Consider the following 14,851-nt stretch of genomic DNA (forward strand, 5'->3'; position numbering starts at 1 on the left):
TGGTCTTTTTTTCTTGCCAAAAATAGGATGTCGTGTATATACTGTATATAAGAGGTATGTACAGTATATACACGATGGAGGAAAACATGGATATTATTATTTCAAATTCTTCCCCAGATCCTATTTATGAGCAAATTAGTAAGCAATTACGGCAACTTATCTTAAATGGTGGTCTAAAGGGGGGAGATCAATTGCCGTCTATCCGCAGTCTAGCGAAAGAACTGCAAATTAGTGTCATTACAACGAAACGCGCCTATGAAGAGCTTGAAAAAGAAGGATATATTGAAACAGTGGCTGGGAAAGGGACATATGTTTCCATGCAAAATAATGAGCTCTTGCGAGAACAACGATTGCGGTTGTTAGAAAATAAAGCGGAAGAGGTTGTGAATGAAAGTAAACTTTTACAGCTTTCGCTTGAAGAACTACAACAGATGATTGCGTTGCTATATAAGGGGGAATAAGTATTATGCTGGAGCTAAAAGATGTTTGTAAAAACTATAAAGATTTTTCTGTGAAAAATGTAAGTTTTACACTGCCACGTGGATATATTATGGGATTTGTCGGACCAAATGGCGCTGGGAAAAGTACAACCATAAAAATGATTATGAACTTAGTAAGACAAAATAGCGGTGATATTACCATTTTTGGCAAGGATAATAAAAAAGCTGAAAAAGAAATTAAACAAAATATTGGATTTGTATATGATGAAAATCATTACTATGAAGAGTTAACGTGTGAACAAATGAAACGAATTATCGCACCGTTATATAAAAAATGGGATGAAGAAAAATATCAATGGTATATGGATCGATTACAAGTACCAAAAAATAAAAAGATTAAGCAGTTATCAAAAGGGATGAAAATGAAATTTGCGATTGCGATGGCTTTATCACATCATGCAGAGCTCATTATTATGGATGAACCAACATCAGGCTTAGACCCGGTTGTCCGTAGTGAGCTACTTGATATATTGCGAGAACTGGTGATGGAAGAAGAAGTGTCAGTATTATTTTCGACACATATTACAACAGACTTAGAGCGCATTGCTGATTATATTACATTTATTCACGAAGGCGAAATTGTCTTTACGGGAGAAAAAGACGAAATATTAGAAAAATATGTGGTTGTAAAAGGAAGTAATGACTTATTAGATTCTGAAGGAAAAGAACTCTTTATCGGATTACGTAAAAATAAATTTGGCTTTGAAGGGTTGGCGAAAGATAAGCAAGCAATTGAAGATTGGTTTGGGAACGAAGTTGTACTGGAAAAACCAACTTTGGATGATATTGTTGTTTATACCGCGAAGGGCAGGGGTGCTTATGTATCAGCTCGTATATAAAGATTTACTGTTTTTTACAAAATGTGTATTACCATTAAACTTTATGAAAAACGGGATCTGTAAAAAGGAGAATCTATATGAAGCAGTTAATTTGGAAAGAATTTTTCTTACAGAGAAAGATATGGCCATTCTATAGTTTGATTCCTATTTTTTCTTTGTTGAGGAATTCTGCTGAACCACTTGGAATCGCAATAGGTTGTTTTTTTACATGCGGTATAATTATATTCACTTCTTTATATTTTGAAGATAAAAGCAAAGTAGAAAAAATGTTAGCGAGTTTACCGGTAACGAGAAAGGACATCGTTATAGCCAAATACATATCAAGCGTATTCTTTATTATACTAGGGCTATCTATAACATATATGGTAGCGATATTAGTAAATAGTCTTTTGAATGAGAATGTGAATATCCCAGGATATGTAATGTTTTCAGCTGGGATAGCGGCGATTATTTATAGTCTAGTGGCACTTCCTATCACATATATGGGTGGTTATTCGGCTGTTAGTATATTGAATATTGTTATCATATTTCCGCTTGTCGGAATGATTGGTTTTATGTGTAATGTTCTCGGTGATAAAGCGATTATGCTAAAAGTGTTTCATTCTGAGAATTGTATAGTAGTTATGGGGACAATTGGTATCGGGGTGTTAGTGATATATATGGTATCTATAGTTTTTTCAATCCAAATGTTTCGAGAAAAAGAGTTATAAGAGCGGTTGTTTGTGCGCTAGGAGGGGGGGATTATGCAGCAACTAATCATGAAAGATTTAATATTGCAACGGAGAATCGGGATTTTTTATCTGGGATACCCGTTCTTACTTTTAGTAATCAATTTGAATAATGACAGTCTCTTAACAATATGTTGCCTGTCTATACTAATTATTGGAATAATTGTATCTGAAGGCTCTGAAGAGAAAAATAATAGTGAAATTATATTAAGTAGTTTACCGATTCGGCGCAAAGAAGTTGTGATAGCAAAGTACATATTTTCGAGTATATTGATTGCAATAGGAATTATTCTATCATATATGATTGGATTGATTCAGCATCAACTTGGAACATTGGATATGAATGGCGCTATGATGTGGGGAGCGATGCTTGGAGGGATTGTTGGGGCAACTCTTTATGCAAGTATTGCTTTACCTATCGGCTTTGGAATGGGGCACATGAGTTCAAAGTATATTGCTCCTTTTGGAGGAACAATATTTGCTTTTTCGAGCGGCATGATTGTGAAAAATTTATGGGGAAATGTAGAAAATGGGTGGAGTTCAAGTCTATTCGTAAATGTAATTCTTTTAACTGGAATTTGTCTTATTTATATGGCATCTATGCTTTTATCGATTGGTTTATATAAAGAGCGTGATTTATAAAAGAAGAAGGGAGGATTTGTATGAAGCAACTGATTATAAAAGATTTTATCGTGCAATGGAAGATATTAATTTGGTATATTATATATCCTTTTTTATTCTACATGGCAACTCGAGATCAGCAGAGTACATTCACACTTATGGTAGTTGTTATTCCGATTCTAGTGATACTGAGAACATTTTATAGTGATGAAAAAAATAAAAGTGACAAGATATTTAATAGTCTACCGCTCTCTAGAAAACAAATTGTACTGGCAAAGTATATATTTGCAATCGCTATTTTAATGGTGAGCGTCATCATTGCTTACTTTACAGTAGGAACCCAGCTAAAGGCCGAGATAACAGAATTTATCAAAATAATAGTTATGCCAAGTATAAGCCTTAGTGTTCTTTCTCTTAGCTTAATTTTTCCAATATATTTTATGTTAGGATATCAAAAAGCGCTGATCACAGCCTGCTTTATGTTAATTGCACCAATATTGATTTTAGAGGTTTTCTTTAAAATAAATATAGAGCAGGTGAACTTACATAGCGTTTTTTTATACATTGGTGCAACTTGTATGTTGGGTTTATCAATGTTAGTTTGTATGAAATTATATGAGCGAAGAGAAATATAGACAGCAAGAGACGATGATGAAAATTGCTGTTCGGAACAGTTTTTTAGAAAAAGAAATACAAATTATAAAAGGTGTCTCATCACAAGACACCTTTTTCAATAAGAGAAATAACACAGAAGTAACTTATAAATAGAAACAGTGCTCGGCATATCTTTTGGTGCATGTAATATAAGGCTGAAACATATAACAAAGAAAAGAAAAAGGAAGAACAACAATAGAATATGTTTATGTATGGAATTTTGCATACAACCAGCTCCTTTTTTGTGTAGTATGTCCGATTTGATTGGAAATATGTCCGGATTTTAAAGAGATGAGGAGAGGGGATGGAATGATGAGACAACGGACATTAGTGGGAAGGATACTAATTGGAACTGGACTCGTTTTGTTTAATTTAGGTCTTATGCTACTTGGATTTTATCAAGATATTAATTTATTTGAATTTAATAATAAAGAGGTTGGAACAGATGTCTTTATTCTTGGTGTACTATGTCTTATTGCATCCAATTTCTTTAAATTACCAAGAAATAAGAATGATTAAGTAAAAAAAGACAGTTACTTCTTTTCAGAAGGACTGTCTTTTCTAGTTATTTTATTCCAAAGTTTAGCGATATTCCAAATAATAATGATTAGAATGGAGGCAACAATCGACCAAATGATGGATACAGCTTCAAGTGCCATGTTAGGAAGGAATGTAAGAATAGAAATTCCTTTATGGAATAACCAGTCGATAAAATGAAAGCTCATTTGTAGTAGGAGCGCAATTCCAATTATAATACCAGTTATAATTTGTTTTCCTTTTTCTTTCCACATGACATTCACCTCAAGGTTAACTCAATAATTTTAAGCCAACTGCACCGCATAGAATGCAGCTTAAGAAAGCAAGGCGACGCCAATCAGCTGATTCACGGAAGATTAGAATACCTAAAAGTGCACTTCCAGCAGTTCCTATTCCAGTCCAAATTGCGTAAGCTGTTCCCATCGGTAATGAGTTCATTGCAAGAGATAAGAAGAAGAAACTGACGCCAAAGTTGGCGATCAAAATAAGTTTTGGTGTCCAGCCTTTCTTTTCAGTAGCTACTTTCATAAACAGTACACCAACAATCTCACAAATACCAGCGATAATTAAAAATACCCACGCCATTTTATGCAGCCTCCTTCTCTTCTTGTTCACTTGTTACGCGTTTTAATCCGATTACTCCAAAGAAGATTAAACCGATAAATAAGATTTTTACAATTGAAAATGGTTCTCCGAAAATGAAGATTTCTGTAAGAACGATTCCACCAGCTCCAATTCCTGTAAACACAGCATATACAGTTCCAACAGGTAGATCTTTATAAGCTTTAAATAATAGGACGAAACTAATTGCGATTATAAGAGCAACGCCGATCCATTCAATTGGGGTTGTTGCATGTTTTAGTCCAATTACCCAAAAAATTTCAATAATCCCAGCTACAATTACATAAATCCATGCCATATATTATCTCTCCTTCCTACCAGTCGTTAGGTAAAGGGCTGAAAAACGACGCATTGCTATATGCAATCCGTCATTGTGAAAGTCCACGCCAAAATACTTTCCAAGAGGCATTTAAACGGGTTTCAAAGCGATTTAAACCAGCGTATAATAGTTCAACCATAAGACCGTCAAGTAAGCATAAATAAGCCTCTAAAGCGTCTTGTATTTCAATGCTATGCAGTTCCCCTTGTTCATTTGCTTGTTTGAATACAGGAAACAAAATTGTTCGGATGTTTTCAATGTGAGCATTTGCCTTTTCAATAATTTGTTCGCGAAATGCATCAGGTGGAAAATACGAAGTACGTAACCAGAACATTGACTCTTCACTTTCACTAAACCGTTTCGCATAACCTTTTAAAAGATTTATGAGTAAAGCTTCGGTGGATGATTTCGGGAAATTATCGATATCATCTGTAAAGCTTTGTAAGTCTTTTTGTAAGGCTGCTTCTAAGCAGATGAAGTATAGTTCTTCTTTTCCCTTAAAGTGTGCGTAAATCGATGGTTTTTTAATCCCGACTTCTTGTGCAATATTTGCTAATGAAGTTCCTTCATAGCCATAGCGTGCGAAATGAGAAAGTGCTACAGCTTTAATACGATTTGCTGTCATTTTCATCCCCTACCTACCGTTCGTTAGTTTAAGTATAAAAGAAAGAAAAAATAAAGTCAATAAGAAGAATTTCTAAAAAAGAGTATCTTATTCGATACTCTTTACACAGTTTGACGCTCAATTAATTGGAAAGAGAGCTCTTTTGAATTATTTTGTATTTGTTCATTTTGCATATGTTTATAAAACATGGAGAATGCATGAGATCCCATGCTTAAGCCTGGATGCTCAATTGTTGTAATCTCTAGCGCTTCGGAAATTTCGTGGTTATCGAATCCTAGAATGGCTATATCGCCTGGAACGCATAGACCTTGTTTTTTTGCTTCTGTTAATAAACCAGCTGCAACTTGATCATTTGCAGCAAAGATAGCAGTGGGGCGTTTGTTCATTTTTAAGATGTTTTGCATGACTTTGCAACCGTCTTTCATCGTGTAGCATTGATAAAACATCCAGTCTTGATGAACTGTTTTTCCAGATGAATGGAGTGTATGAAAGAATGCTTGTTTTCGTTGTTTTGTATTGGCACTGTGTTCACGAGCTAGGCAAACACCGATGGAATCATGCCCTTTTTGCAATAAATATTCTGTACCGATGCGAAACCCTTCATAATGATCAACATAGACCGATGAAATAAGGGGGTGCGTCATTTTTTCACATGAAATGATAGGAGCAAATTTGGCAAAAGGTTCAATTTGCTCCCATGAGCTTGCTCTTGAGCAAATAATCATGCCATCAAATTGTTTCATTTTCATCATCTCTAGAACGCGAAGTTCTTCTTTGCTATCATAGTTTGTTTGGCAAAGATTAATGTGATAACCGGCGGCTAATGCTTCATTTCCGATTCCTTCAATAATGTTACTGAAGTATGGCAAATTAAAAAAAGGAAGCATGACGCCAATTGTAAATGTTTTTCCTTTTATTAAATGAACTGCATTTATATTTTTTGCATAATTTAGTTCTTCAACCGCATCTAAAACACGCTGTCGCTTTTCATCGCTTACGTAGGGATGGTCATTTAGCACGCGCGAAACCGTCGTTATAGATACGTTAGCGGTTTTCGCAATTTGTTTTATATTCGCCATATGTATCACCTCTTCATTCATTATAAAGGCAAATGAGTACGAATGGAAAAATACTGAAAAATGCTTGACCTGAAAAGCTTTTCACAATCTATTTTATAAATAAGGCTTTCCGTTATTCGCGTGACCTGTTAGGGCGTAAGGATAACGAAAAGTCTTTTTTTGTCTAAAAAGATAACGCCTGTCAAAATGTGTGAGATAAACGAGGAAAGTTTTCAAAGGGGCAATGGACAAGTAAGGCGAATATGAACAACATAGTAACGCTTTGTTCATAAAAGGAGCGGTATGAAAGGGCGGAAACAAATTGAAAAAAAAGATCATTTGTTTCGTGTTTTCTAGCATGTTGCTTAGCTCATGTTCATTCCAACAGACAATGAAAGAAGAAAAACAATTCGTTGGAAATGCGGATGGAGTTGTAGACCATATAGCTGGTTCTGTTTCATTAAAGGGTGTAAAAAAATATTTTCCGGAAACAATTAAAGTTCCGACGTACCTGCCGTATGATGTTATGAGTGATGTAACGGGAGAAATAAGAACAATTGGGAAAAAGAACGCGGTCTTGATGATTAAATATAAACCAAAAGAAGAAGGAAGGAAAGAGTATATAGAATTAACAGTTGCTAATTTTTCCTACAGTTTTCCTTATATTGTAGAACAAAATCGATTTCATGAACAAATGAGATTGGATAACGGTTCACCTGCTTATTTTAAAAATAGAGATGAAGGTGAACAAGGGGAGGAATTTGCGACGCTTATATGGAAAGAGAGAGGATTAGAATATCAACTGTTATACCGCAATGTAGAAGTAAGAAATGAAGAAGCAATAAAACAAAACTTATTGTATATTGCGAACAATATGGAAGAAAAGAACTAGCTGATCATTCATGCTAGTTCTTTTAAATATTATTTCTTTTTAATTTTACCTGTCCAAGTTTTAAAGCCGCCTTGTAGTTGGTAAAACTCTTTGTAACCTTGCTTTTTTAAATATTGAGCTGCACGTCCTGTACGGAATCCGCTTTGGCAGTATAAATAAACAGGTTGGTCTTTACGTAGCTCTTTGTAACGCATGCGGATTTGTGATAATGGGATATTACGAGCACCTAAAATATGACCAGCGTTAAATTCATCTGCTTCACGAATATCGATAAGCTGTGCTTTACGGTAGCCAGCACGAAATTCCTCTTCTGAAAGTGTTTTAATTAATCTCTTCTGATAGAAAAACATCCATACAGAATAGCCAATGAATGCTAGAACTACGGCTAGTATAATAATTACATTTGTTGACACGATTCTATCGCTCCCTTTTTTCTTATCCTACTTTCAATATTATAATGCTCATATGTATTTATGCAACAGGTTCATGTGATGATAAGGAGAAATTTCGTATTCTTTCACAAATTTTGTCGAATTTGTTAGACTAGACATTGTGAAAAAATAATTGTTATATGAGGTGCAGGATGGGAAAAGAAAAATGGTGTTATATTAACTCTGGTCAATGTTCACCAGCATTTAATATGGCGTTAGATGAATGTTTGTTAAATTGGCAAAGTGAAAAAAAAATGCCGCCAACAATCCGTTTTTATGAATGGGAAGTGCCGACATTAACAGTGGGGTATTTTCAGCGTATACAAAAAGATATCGATATGGATGTAGTAAATGAGAAGCAATATGGATTTGTTCGCCGTCAAACAGGTGGGCGAGGCGTACTACATGATAAGGAATTAACGTACAGTGTGATTGTCTCTGAAGATCATCCGAATATGCCGAAAACAGTTACAGAAGCATATCGCGTAATTTCGCAAGGGTTACTTGAAGGTTTTAAAGCGCTAGGCTTAGAAGCGTACTATGCGGTTCCAAAAACAGAAACTGATCGTGAGAATTTAAAAAATCCACGTTCAGGTGTATGCTTTGATGCGCCATCTTGGTATGAAATTGTTGTAGAAGGTCGGAAGATTGCTGGAAGTGCACAAACACGTCAAAAAGGTGTTATTTTACAACATGGATCAATTCCGTTAGAAATTGACTTAGATGAGCTATATGATTTATTCCTATTTCCAAATGAGCGAGTGAAAGAGCGTATGAAGAGCATGTTTTCTTCTAAAGCTGTTGCAATCAATGAATTAACGGATCGTACGTTTACAATTGAACAGTTGATTGAAGCGTTCCGAGTAGGATTTGAAAAAGGGTTAGACGTGGAGCTAGTTCCGTATGAACTAACAGAAGAGCAGCTTAGAGAAGTAAAAACAGTAGCAAAAGAAAAGTATGAAAGTGATGAGTGGAATTATAAAAAATAAGGAGGTGGCGATTGCCACCCCTTATTTTTTTATTTACTAAAGTTCAGAATATGAGTGCGGATTCAAATTTCAATCTATAATAAATTAAGTACTTTTTCTACTTTGATTCCTTTTTCTTGTAAAGAACGAAGGCGATTTACAACGTCCATAATTTCTTTGTCGAATGTAACGCTAATACCTTGACTTTGTAATTCTTCTTTTAATTTTTCAATAGAATCATCTATGTCGATGCCAAGCTCGTAATCTTGACAAACTTCAATTGTCTTTTTTACAAGTTTAACGTAATTTTCTTGTAGTTTTGAATTTGTTTCAGTCAAAGCAGGTTGCTTCGGTTTTGCAGGAGTAACCTGTACTGTTTCTTGCTTTGTCATTTGAGTAGGTACTTCTTTTCTTACAGGCGCTGGAGTAAGTGGTTCTACAACAGTTTCTACCCGTACTGGCTTCGGCGCTGGAGTAGGTTTAGGTGTTTCCATATGTGTAACAGGCTTTGGAGCAGGTGTAACTACTTTTGGCGCTTCTACCACTACTTCTTTTTTCGGAGTAGCTTCTACCGGTGCATCTTGCTCAGCAGCTTCTTTATTTTCTTTACTCCACATAACGCGTTCAATTTCTAGAGAAACATTGTTTTTGTTCATTGCTGTTAATGTAACTTTTCCAACTTCAGCGTTCCCAGTGAAATCAACAATTTTATAAATAACACTCTTGTTCCAATCCACGTTTCCGCTCAAAAATAATTCTTCGTTACATTTCGGCGTTAAGCCCTCGATTTTAATTTCTGCGTTTACACCGTTTTCACTATATACCATAATTAGCGAAGCACTTACATCTTCATCTGCTAACATTAGTTCACGAACCATTTTGCCGGTGCGTACTTGCGTTTTCTTCTTAAGTGACATCAAATTTCTCCTCTCAAAAATTCAGTAATAATAAAAAAATCGTATAACGAAAAATAATTGCTCACGAAGATTTATGATACCGATAATAAAAGCATCACGTCAACAATTTACGTTAATTATTTTGTATTTTTCTTTTTTTCTTTATGAAATTTTTCGATTTGTAAAATTAGACAGATGAAAAACAGCCTTTTGCAAGGCTGTTAAAAGTTTGCTTTTTTATATAGCAGTTTATATAAAATATAAAAGAAAATAGCGATTAGGGCATTTTGCCAAATTGTTAAATGATAAGAAAAATAAGGTTGTTTTTTAAAGTAAATATTTATAAATACTGCTGAGCAAAATGGAATAGAAAATGCGAGCCCAAATGAAATTCTTTTTTTCCAATTCATTGTTTGATTAAAGGAATAACGCTTTAATAAATATAAAATGAAGAGCATGCCCAGTATAATAAATAAGATGGAAAAAGTAGTTCCGAGAATACTAAAAGGTGGCTTTTTTAATTCCGTATTCTTTTCAAAAAGTAGAATGAAAAGTGAAGACATTGCATCCATTCCAAACTGTATAGCAAGAAGTAAGCTAATAACAAATCCAATCATAGAAGTTTTTTCTAGATTTGTTTGGCTCGGCAAAGCTAATATGAGTTCATCACAATAAGATTGTAAATTATGTCCGAAAATATCATAAGCGTTTTTATCTTCTCCCTGTGCTTCAATAAGATGATCTAATATTTCTAGTAATAGTTCTTCTAATTGATATTCCGGCACGTTAGATAATCGAAGGTATACTAACATATCCCCATAAGCAGCTTCGTTTTCAGGTGTTAAAAGTTTTCTTTTTTTTATTGTTAAGTTCCACCATGTCTTTCGCCTTCATCCCCAATCACTCTCCCTGCAACAAATTATTTACCGTCGTCGAAACCATTCCCCAGCTCTTCTTAAACTCTTCTAGTTGTTCGAATCCTTTATCCGTTACGTGATAATATTTTCGCTTTGGTCCAAGGCTAGAGGCTTTTAATGTACCGGCAATGAGTTTTTCTTTTTGCATTCGCAGTAAAAGAGGGTAGATACTTCCTTCACTTACAAATGTAAAGCCGTGTTTATTTAATTTCGTACCCAGCTCATATCCGTACACTTCCTCCTGGGAAATGATATATAAAATGCATCCCTCGAGCACACCTTTTAACATTTGACTGTGCATGATTTCACCACCTTCAGTTTTAGGTAACTTGTTGTGCAAGGTAGCTGAGGTGGAAAACTTTTAACAGCGTTGTTAGTGGATGAATGCTCATACTAAAACGAGGGAGGTAATCGTATGAAACCATTTATGCCAAAGCTCGTTTATTTTGAACCAGAGGCACTCGAGTATCCACTTGGAAAAGAGTTGTATGAGAAGTTTACCAAGATGGGTTTAGAAATTAGAGAAACAACATCACATAATCAAATTCGTGATTTACCTGGAGAAAATGATTTGCAGAAATATCGTAATGCAAAAACAACACTTGTTATTGGGGTAAGAAGGACGCTTAAGTTTGATACATCTAAACCATCGGCTGAATATGCAATTCCACTTGCAACAGGTTGTATGGGACATTGCCATTATTGCTATTTGCAAACAACACTAGGTAGCAAGCCATATGTTCGTGTATATGTGAATTTAGATGAAATTTTTGAGAGAGCGCAGCGATATATGGATGAACGAGCGCCTGAAATAACACGATTTGAAGCGGCTTGTACGTCGGATATCGTTGGAATCGATTACTTAACACATGCTTTAAAGGAAACGATTGAATTCATTGGAATGAGTGAATATGGTCGTCTGCGTTTCGTGACAAAATATTCTCATGTTGACCATTTGTTAGATGCAAAGCATAATGGGAAAACGCGTTTTCGCTTCAGTGTGAATTCTCGTTATGTTATAAAAAACTTTGAACCGGGTACCTCGCCATTTGAGGATCGAATTGAGGCAGCTCGTAAAGTAGCGAGAGCGAACTATCCACTTGGCTTTATTGTTGCCCCGATCTATATACATGAGGGTTGGGAGGAAGGATATCGTGAATTATTTGAACGACTTTCTTGTGCATTAAAAGATTTAACATTGCCGGATTTATCGTTTGAATTGATTCAACATCGTTTTACGAAGCCAGCGAAAAAGGTAATACAACAACGTTATCCTAATACAAAACTCGAAATGAATGAGGAGAAACGAAAATATAAATGGGGACGATATGGAATTGGAAAGTATGTATATCAAAAAGATGATGCAGCAAGGTTAGAGGAAACAATACGAGGGTATATTCACGAATATTTTCCAGATGCCGAAATTCAATATTTCACATAGAGGAATCTGTAAGTAATTTGCAGATTCTTTTTTATTTCGTGTTTTTAGGCTTGTTTCCGCCCTTGTCACGATATCCTTTCTGGTGTATCATTTTATTGATTGCTTAGTGCGGAATAAATAAAATGAAATTGGATGGAGGAAACCGATGCCTACCCCTAGTATGGAAGATTATATTGAACAAATCTATTTGTTGATTGACGAAAAGGGATATGCCCGCGTATCTGATATTGCTGAAGCGCTTAGTGTACATCCATCCTCTGTAACGAAAATGGTACAAAAATTAGATAAAGATGAGTATCTAATTTATGAAAAATATAGAGGGCTTGTATTAACATCAAAAGGGAAAAAAATCGGGGAGCGTCTTGTATATCGTCATGAGCTACTAGAACAATTTCTGCGTATCATTGGTGTAGACGAAAGTAAGATTTATAATGATGTAGAAGGAATTGAACATCATTTAAGTTGGGAAGCTATCGATCGCATTGGGGATTTAGTACAGTATTTTGAGCAAGATGAACTTCGAATTGAAACGCTTCGCGGTGTTCAAAAAGCAAATGAAGAACAGGGAAAGTAAAGGGAACGAAATGCGTTTCCTTTTTTGTTTGCAAAAAAGACCGCATTTCCTAAAAGGAAGCGCGGTCTTTCTTTTTAGTTTTTTTACCTTCAATCACGGTTAAATGAGATTGTTTTCGCTTCTTTTTTAACACTGTTGAAGTGCTTTTCTTACCTTTTTCATCAGAAGCATTTCGTTTTAATAAAGAATTGCTTAGGGGTGCTACGTTTTGCTTTCCGTATTTTCGGTTCGATTGTTTCGCAGCACGCTTATAAGAGTTTTGCGAATTGGCGGAACCGCTGGAGCTTGTAAACATTTTATATAATACATAAAACACACTAACAACAAGTAACATGATCACAATGTTTTTAATCATTCCGTATGGATTTGTAATTGCAGATGATACGAGACCAAATATTGCCAAGCCAATAATAAGTATGACCAAAGCGAACGTAAACGAACGACCGTTCATAGGGAACACCTCCTAAATAACATATATTAAAATTAGTATATTAGTGACAAGGGAAGGAGTTGAGTACTATTTTTGAAAATTTATTGTTGCTTTCCTTCTAAACGTAATAATTCTTCAAAAGATGCAATTGCAACTTCAACTTGATCATCTTCTGGTTCTTTTGTAGTTAATAGTTGAAGCCATAATCCTGGATATCCTAATATGCGCAAGACCGGAATATCTCGTAATCGGTTTGTAAATTGCAAGACTTCAAAAGAAATACCTAGAACAACTGGAATTAATAAAATTCGATTTACGACTCTGACCCAAAGGGGATCAGTTGGAACAAGAAAGTAGACAAACATTCCGATAATGACTGTAAATATAATAAAACTACTACCACAACGATAATGAAGACGAGTTTGTTTTTGTACATTCTCTACTGTTAGTGGAAGGTTGTTTTCGTAAGCATTGATAACCTTATGTTCTGCACCGTGATATTGAAACACACGCTTAATGAGCGGAGTTAATGACACAATATATATATAGCTCAGTAAAAGGATGAGCTTAATGATGCTTTCGACAACGATTTGCCCAGTGTGAGATGGGAAAAGTGGCCTTGTTAATTCTGCTAACAGTGCAGGAACTGCTGTGAAAATAACTTTGCCAAATATGAACGATAAGACTCCGACTGCTGCTACTCCTAATAGCATCGTTAATTTTGATTGCTCTTCTTTTTTGTGTGCAAGTTGTTCATCGTCTTCAGGGTGAACGTCAAATCGTTCCGAAGCGAAGTTTAAATGTTTCGCTCCGTTAGCACTTGCATCAATGATAGCGGCAATACCACGTAGAAATGGAACCTTCTTTATTGTAGATAATATTTTATTGCGTACACGTGGTAATCGATAAAATTCAATCGATTTATCTTTACGACGAACTGCTGTAACAGTATATTCTCTACCGCCAAACATAACTCCTTCTATGACCGCTTGCCCGCCGTATATTTGTTTTGTCTCCTCTGCCATGTTAACACCAACCTGTATTTGTTTCTCTCTTATGTAGAAAAGAGGTAATTGTCACTCTTGGTTCTGTCATTGTGAGATTTGACAATCACCGAGTCCCCTTTATTTTATCGATAAATACAAGCTCATGACAAGAAAAATTGTTACGAGAGTAGGACATTTCTTATTCTTTTTATAGACAAATTTCGCATGATTTAAACATGCTTGAAAATAAATTCGGGCATACTAGTAGGCGGAGGTGTCGATGTGAAGCAGGAACAATCAGGAATAAATAAATTTGTACAGATTGGTTTATTTGGTGGCGTTTTTTGGGGAAGTATATGGTATTTTCTTCATATTTTTTCGTTTACAGAAGCTGGTCCAAACTATTTACTTTTACCATTTTCATTTGGAGCGTGGAAAGAAGGAGTTTGGGGAAATGTATTAGGTATCGTTTGTATGGGGCTTCTTTCTATTTTAGTGGCATTTCTTTATAGGGTTCTTTTTAAAAAATTTGAAGGGGTACTACCTGGAATATTGTATGGTCTGTTTTGGTGGGGGATTTTATTTTTGGGGATCGGTTCTATTGCGCCTGTTATTAAAAATGCACTTCAGTTACCGAAAGAAACAATTGTTACAACCATATGTATTTTTATTTTATATGGTGTATTTATTACATATTCTGTTTCGTTTGAAGCGAACAATGTGAATCAAGGGGAAGGCATGGAGTAGACGAACTATTCAAATAAGTGAATCCTGTGTTAAAATGTTGTATAGACATTTTTATATTAAGGAGTTC

21 protein-coding genes and 1 pseudogene are annotated in these 14,851 nt (G+C 35.1%); 11 read left to right on the forward strand and 11 right to left on the reverse strand.

What is annotated here, in order from left to right:
• Window positions 1-86 precede the first annotated feature (86 nt).
• The 6 genes from ACX5JI_RS02265 (at window position 87) to ACX5JI_RS02290 (ending at window position 3,861) form a co-directional block, all read left to right on the forward strand.
• Entirely contained in the window at window positions 87-461 is a 375-nt protein-coding gene (locus ACX5JI_RS02265; protein ID WP_459499479.1) for a GntR family transcriptional regulator, read from the forward strand.
• A gap of 5 nt (window positions 462-466) precedes the next feature.
• A complete protein-coding gene (locus tag ACX5JI_RS02270) occupies window positions 467-1,339 on the forward strand; it encodes an ABC transporter ATP-binding protein (protein ID WP_459499480.1) in 873 nt (290 codons plus the stop codon).
• Window positions 1,340-1,416: 77 nt separating this feature from the next.
• Entirely contained in the window at window positions 1,417-2,049 is a 633-nt protein-coding gene (locus ACX5JI_RS02275) for an ABC-2 transporter permease (RefSeq protein WP_459499481.1), read from the forward strand.
• Between the two features lie 33 nt (window positions 2,050-2,082).
• Window positions 2,083-2,709, forward strand: a complete 627-nt coding sequence (locus tag ACX5JI_RS02280; RefSeq protein WP_459499482.1) for an ABC-2 transporter permease — start codon at window positions 2,083-2,085, stop codon at window positions 2,707-2,709.
• A gap of 20 nt (window positions 2,710-2,729) precedes the next feature.
• Complete coding sequence (locus tag ACX5JI_RS02285; protein ID WP_459499483.1) at window positions 2,730-3,323, forward strand: ABC-2 transporter permease; 594 nt, start codon at window positions 2,730-2,732, stop codon at window positions 3,321-3,323.
• 331 nt (window positions 3,324-3,654) lie between these two features.
• Window positions 3,655-3,861: a hypothetical protein gene (locus ACX5JI_RS02290; RefSeq protein WP_459499484.1), complete on the forward strand. Its 207-nt coding sequence runs from the start codon at window positions 3,655-3,657 to the stop codon at window positions 3,859-3,861.
• Between the two features lie 14 nt (window positions 3,862-3,875).
• Here the strand turns inward: ACX5JI_RS02290 and ACX5JI_RS02295 are convergent, their stop codons facing one another.
• From ACX5JI_RS02295 to ACX5JI_RS02315, 5 genes are all read right to left on the reverse strand, one after another.
• Window positions 3,876-4,133 carry a DUF3975 family protein gene (locus ACX5JI_RS02295; protein ID WP_459499485.1) on the reverse strand — a complete coding sequence of 86 codons (258 nt, stop codon included), beginning with the start codon at window positions 4,131-4,133 and terminating at the stop codon, window positions 3,876-3,878.
• 16 nt (window positions 4,134-4,149) lie between these two features.
• Complete coding sequence (locus ACX5JI_RS02300) at window positions 4,150-4,464, reverse strand: DMT family transporter (protein WP_459499486.1); 315 nt, start codon at window positions 4,462-4,464, stop codon at window positions 4,150-4,152.
• A 1-nt stretch (window position 4,465) separates the two neighbouring features.
• Complete coding sequence (locus ACX5JI_RS02305; protein ID WP_459499487.1) at window positions 4,466-4,798, reverse strand: DMT family transporter; 333 nt, start codon at window positions 4,796-4,798, stop codon at window positions 4,466-4,468.
• A 70-nt stretch (window positions 4,799-4,868) separates the two neighbouring features.
• Window positions 4,869-5,450, reverse strand: coding sequence for a TetR/AcrR family transcriptional regulator (locus tag ACX5JI_RS02310; protein ID WP_459499488.1), 582 nt, complete (start codon window positions 5,448-5,450; stop codon window positions 4,869-4,871).
• 95 nt (window positions 5,451-5,545) lie between these two features.
• On the reverse strand, window positions 5,546-6,523 hold the full coding sequence (locus ACX5JI_RS02315; protein WP_459499489.1) for a LacI family DNA-binding transcriptional regulator: 978 nt from the start codon (window positions 6,521-6,523) through the stop codon (window positions 5,546-5,548).
• A 325-nt stretch (window positions 6,524-6,848) separates the two neighbouring features.
• On the opposite strand from ACX5JI_RS02315, the gene ACX5JI_RS02320 reads away from it, so the two are divergent.
• The gene (locus tag ACX5JI_RS02320; RefSeq protein ID WP_459500259.1) at window positions 6,849-7,394 is read left to right on the forward strand and encodes a DNA polymerase III subunit delta; all 546 of its coding nucleotides are present in this window, start codon (window positions 6,849-6,851) and stop codon (window positions 7,392-7,394) included.
• A 29-nt stretch (window positions 7,395-7,423) separates the two neighbouring features.
• On the opposite strand, the gene ACX5JI_RS02325 is transcribed toward ACX5JI_RS02320, so the two are convergent.
• On the reverse strand, window positions 7,424-7,807 hold the full coding sequence (locus ACX5JI_RS02325; RefSeq protein ID WP_459499490.1) for a rhodanese-like domain-containing protein: 384 nt from the start codon (window positions 7,805-7,807) through the stop codon (window positions 7,424-7,426).
• Between the two features lie 170 nt (window positions 7,808-7,977).
• On the opposite strand from ACX5JI_RS02325, the gene lipM reads away from it, so the two are divergent.
• Window positions 7,978-8,814: an octanoyltransferase LipM gene (gene lipM, locus ACX5JI_RS02330; RefSeq protein WP_459499491.1), complete on the forward strand. Its 837-nt coding sequence runs from the start codon at window positions 7,978-7,980 to the stop codon at window positions 8,812-8,814.
• A 74-nt stretch (window positions 8,815-8,888) separates the two neighbouring features.
• Here lipM and ACX5JI_RS02335 read toward each other — a convergent pair whose 3' ends face one another.
• From ACX5JI_RS02335 to ACX5JI_RS02345, 3 genes and pseudogenes are all read right to left on the reverse strand, one after another.
• Window positions 8,889-9,710: a hypothetical protein gene (locus tag ACX5JI_RS02335; RefSeq protein WP_459499492.1), complete on the reverse strand. Its 822-nt coding sequence runs from the start codon at window positions 9,708-9,710 to the stop codon at window positions 8,889-8,891.
• A gap of 200 nt (window positions 9,711-9,910) precedes the next feature.
• Window positions 9,911-10,583, reverse strand: a pseudogene (locus tag ACX5JI_RS02340) (DUF1129 domain-containing protein).
• Between the two features lie 6 nt (window positions 10,584-10,589).
• The gene (locus tag ACX5JI_RS02345) at window positions 10,590-10,907 is read right to left on the reverse strand and encodes a PadR family transcriptional regulator (protein WP_459499493.1); all 318 of its coding nucleotides are present in this window, start codon (window positions 10,905-10,907) and stop codon (window positions 10,590-10,592) included.
• A 114-nt stretch (window positions 10,908-11,021) separates the two neighbouring features.
• Here ACX5JI_RS02345 and splB point away from each other — a divergent pair, with 114 nt between their 5' ends.
• Both splB and mntR read left to right on the forward strand, forming a co-directional pair.
• Entirely contained in the window at window positions 11,022-12,047 is a 1,026-nt protein-coding gene (gene splB, locus ACX5JI_RS02350; RefSeq protein ID WP_459499494.1) for a spore photoproduct lyase, read from the forward strand.
• Window positions 12,048-12,192: 145 nt separating this feature from the next.
• Window positions 12,193-12,621 (forward strand): transcriptional regulator MntR, encoded by a 429-nt coding sequence (gene mntR / locus ACX5JI_RS02355; protein ID WP_459499495.1) that lies wholly within the window; start codon window positions 12,193-12,195, stop codon window positions 12,619-12,621.
• Window positions 12,622-12,670: 49 nt separating this feature from the next.
• On the opposite strand, the gene ACX5JI_RS02360 is transcribed toward mntR, so the two are convergent.
• Together ACX5JI_RS02360 and ACX5JI_RS02365 are read right to left on the reverse strand one after the other, a co-directional pair.
• A complete protein-coding gene (locus tag ACX5JI_RS02360; RefSeq protein ID WP_459499496.1) occupies window positions 12,671-13,072 on the reverse strand; it encodes an SA1362 family protein in 402 nt (133 codons plus the stop codon).
• Between the two features lie 80 nt (window positions 13,073-13,152).
• Complete coding sequence (locus ACX5JI_RS02365) at window positions 13,153-14,076, reverse strand: DUF1385 domain-containing protein (RefSeq protein ID WP_459499497.1); 924 nt, start codon at window positions 14,074-14,076, stop codon at window positions 13,153-13,155.
• Between the two features lie 243 nt (window positions 14,077-14,319).
• Between ACX5JI_RS02365 and ACX5JI_RS02370 the strand changes: the two genes are divergently transcribed.
• The gene (locus ACX5JI_RS02370; protein WP_459499498.1) at window positions 14,320-14,784 is read left to right on the forward strand and encodes a YqhR family membrane protein; all 465 of its coding nucleotides are present in this window, start codon (window positions 14,320-14,322) and stop codon (window positions 14,782-14,784) included.
• Window positions 14,785-14,851 lie beyond the last annotated feature (67 nt).

The organism is Bacillus sp. C1, from assembly GCF_054570475.1.

What these genes read in the sequence shown, in the direction of transcription:
- ACX5JI_RS02305 (WP_459499487.1), bottom strand. Translation starts at nt 4,798, where the DNA reads ATGGCATGGATTTATGTAATTGTAGCTGGGATTATTGAAATTTTTTGG.
- mntR (WP_459499495.1), top strand. Translation starts at nt 12,193, where the DNA reads ATGCCTACCCCTAGTATGGAAGATTATATTGAACAAATCTATTTGTTG.
- lipM (WP_459499491.1), top strand. Translation starts at nt 7,978, where the DNA reads ATGGGAAAAGAAAAATGGTGTTATATTAACTCTGGTCAATGTTCACCA.
- ACX5JI_RS02275 (WP_459499481.1), top strand. Translation starts at nt 1,417, where the DNA reads ATGAAGCAGTTAATTTGGAAAGAATTTTTCTTACAGAGAAAGATATGG.
- ACX5JI_RS02290 (WP_459499484.1), top strand. Translation starts at nt 3,655, where the DNA reads ATGAGACAACGGACATTAGTGGGAAGGATACTAATTGGAACTGGACTC.
- ACX5JI_RS02270 (WP_459499480.1), top strand. Translation starts at nt 467, where the DNA reads ATGCTGGAGCTAAAAGATGTTTGTAAAAACTATAAAGATTTTTCTGTG.
- splB (WP_459499494.1), top strand. Translation starts at nt 11,022, where the DNA reads ATGAAACCATTTATGCCAAAGCTCGTTTATTTTGAACCAGAGGCACTC.
- ACX5JI_RS02345 (WP_459499493.1), bottom strand. Translation starts at nt 10,907, where the DNA reads ATGCACAGTCAAATGTTAAAAGGTGTGCTCGAGGGATGCATTTTATAT.
- ACX5JI_RS02300 (WP_459499486.1), bottom strand. Translation starts at nt 4,464, where the DNA reads ATGGCGTGGGTATTTTTAATTATCGCTGGTATTTGTGAGATTGTTGGT.
- ACX5JI_RS02365 (WP_459499497.1), bottom strand. Translation starts at nt 14,076, where the DNA reads ATGGCAGAGGAGACAAAACAAATATACGGCGGGCAAGCGGTCATAGAA.
- ACX5JI_RS02310 (WP_459499488.1), bottom strand. Translation starts at nt 5,450, where the DNA reads ATGAAAATGACAGCAAATCGTATTAAAGCTGTAGCACTTTCTCATTTC.
- ACX5JI_RS02295 (WP_459499485.1), bottom strand. Translation starts at nt 4,133, where the DNA reads ATGTGGAAAGAAAAAGGAAAACAAATTATAACTGGTATTATAATTGGA.
- ACX5JI_RS02285 (WP_459499483.1), top strand. Translation starts at nt 2,730, where the DNA reads ATGAAGCAACTGATTATAAAAGATTTTATCGTGCAATGGAAGATATTA.
- ACX5JI_RS02315 (WP_459499489.1), bottom strand. Translation starts at nt 6,523, where the DNA reads ATGGCGAATATAAAACAAATTGCGAAAACCGCTAACGTATCTATAACG.
- ACX5JI_RS02360 (WP_459499496.1), bottom strand. Translation starts at nt 13,072, where the DNA reads ATGAACGGTCGTTCGTTTACGTTCGCTTTGGTCATACTTATTATTGGC.
- ACX5JI_RS02280 (WP_459499482.1), top strand. Translation starts at nt 2,083, where the DNA reads ATGCAGCAACTAATCATGAAAGATTTAATATTGCAACGGAGAATCGGG.
- ACX5JI_RS02265 (WP_459499479.1), top strand. Translation starts at nt 87, where the DNA reads ATGGATATTATTATTTCAAATTCTTCCCCAGATCCTATTTATGAGCAA.
- ACX5JI_RS02335 (WP_459499492.1), bottom strand. Translation starts at nt 9,710, where the DNA reads ATGTCACTTAAGAAGAAAACGCAAGTACGCACCGGCAAAATGGTTCGT.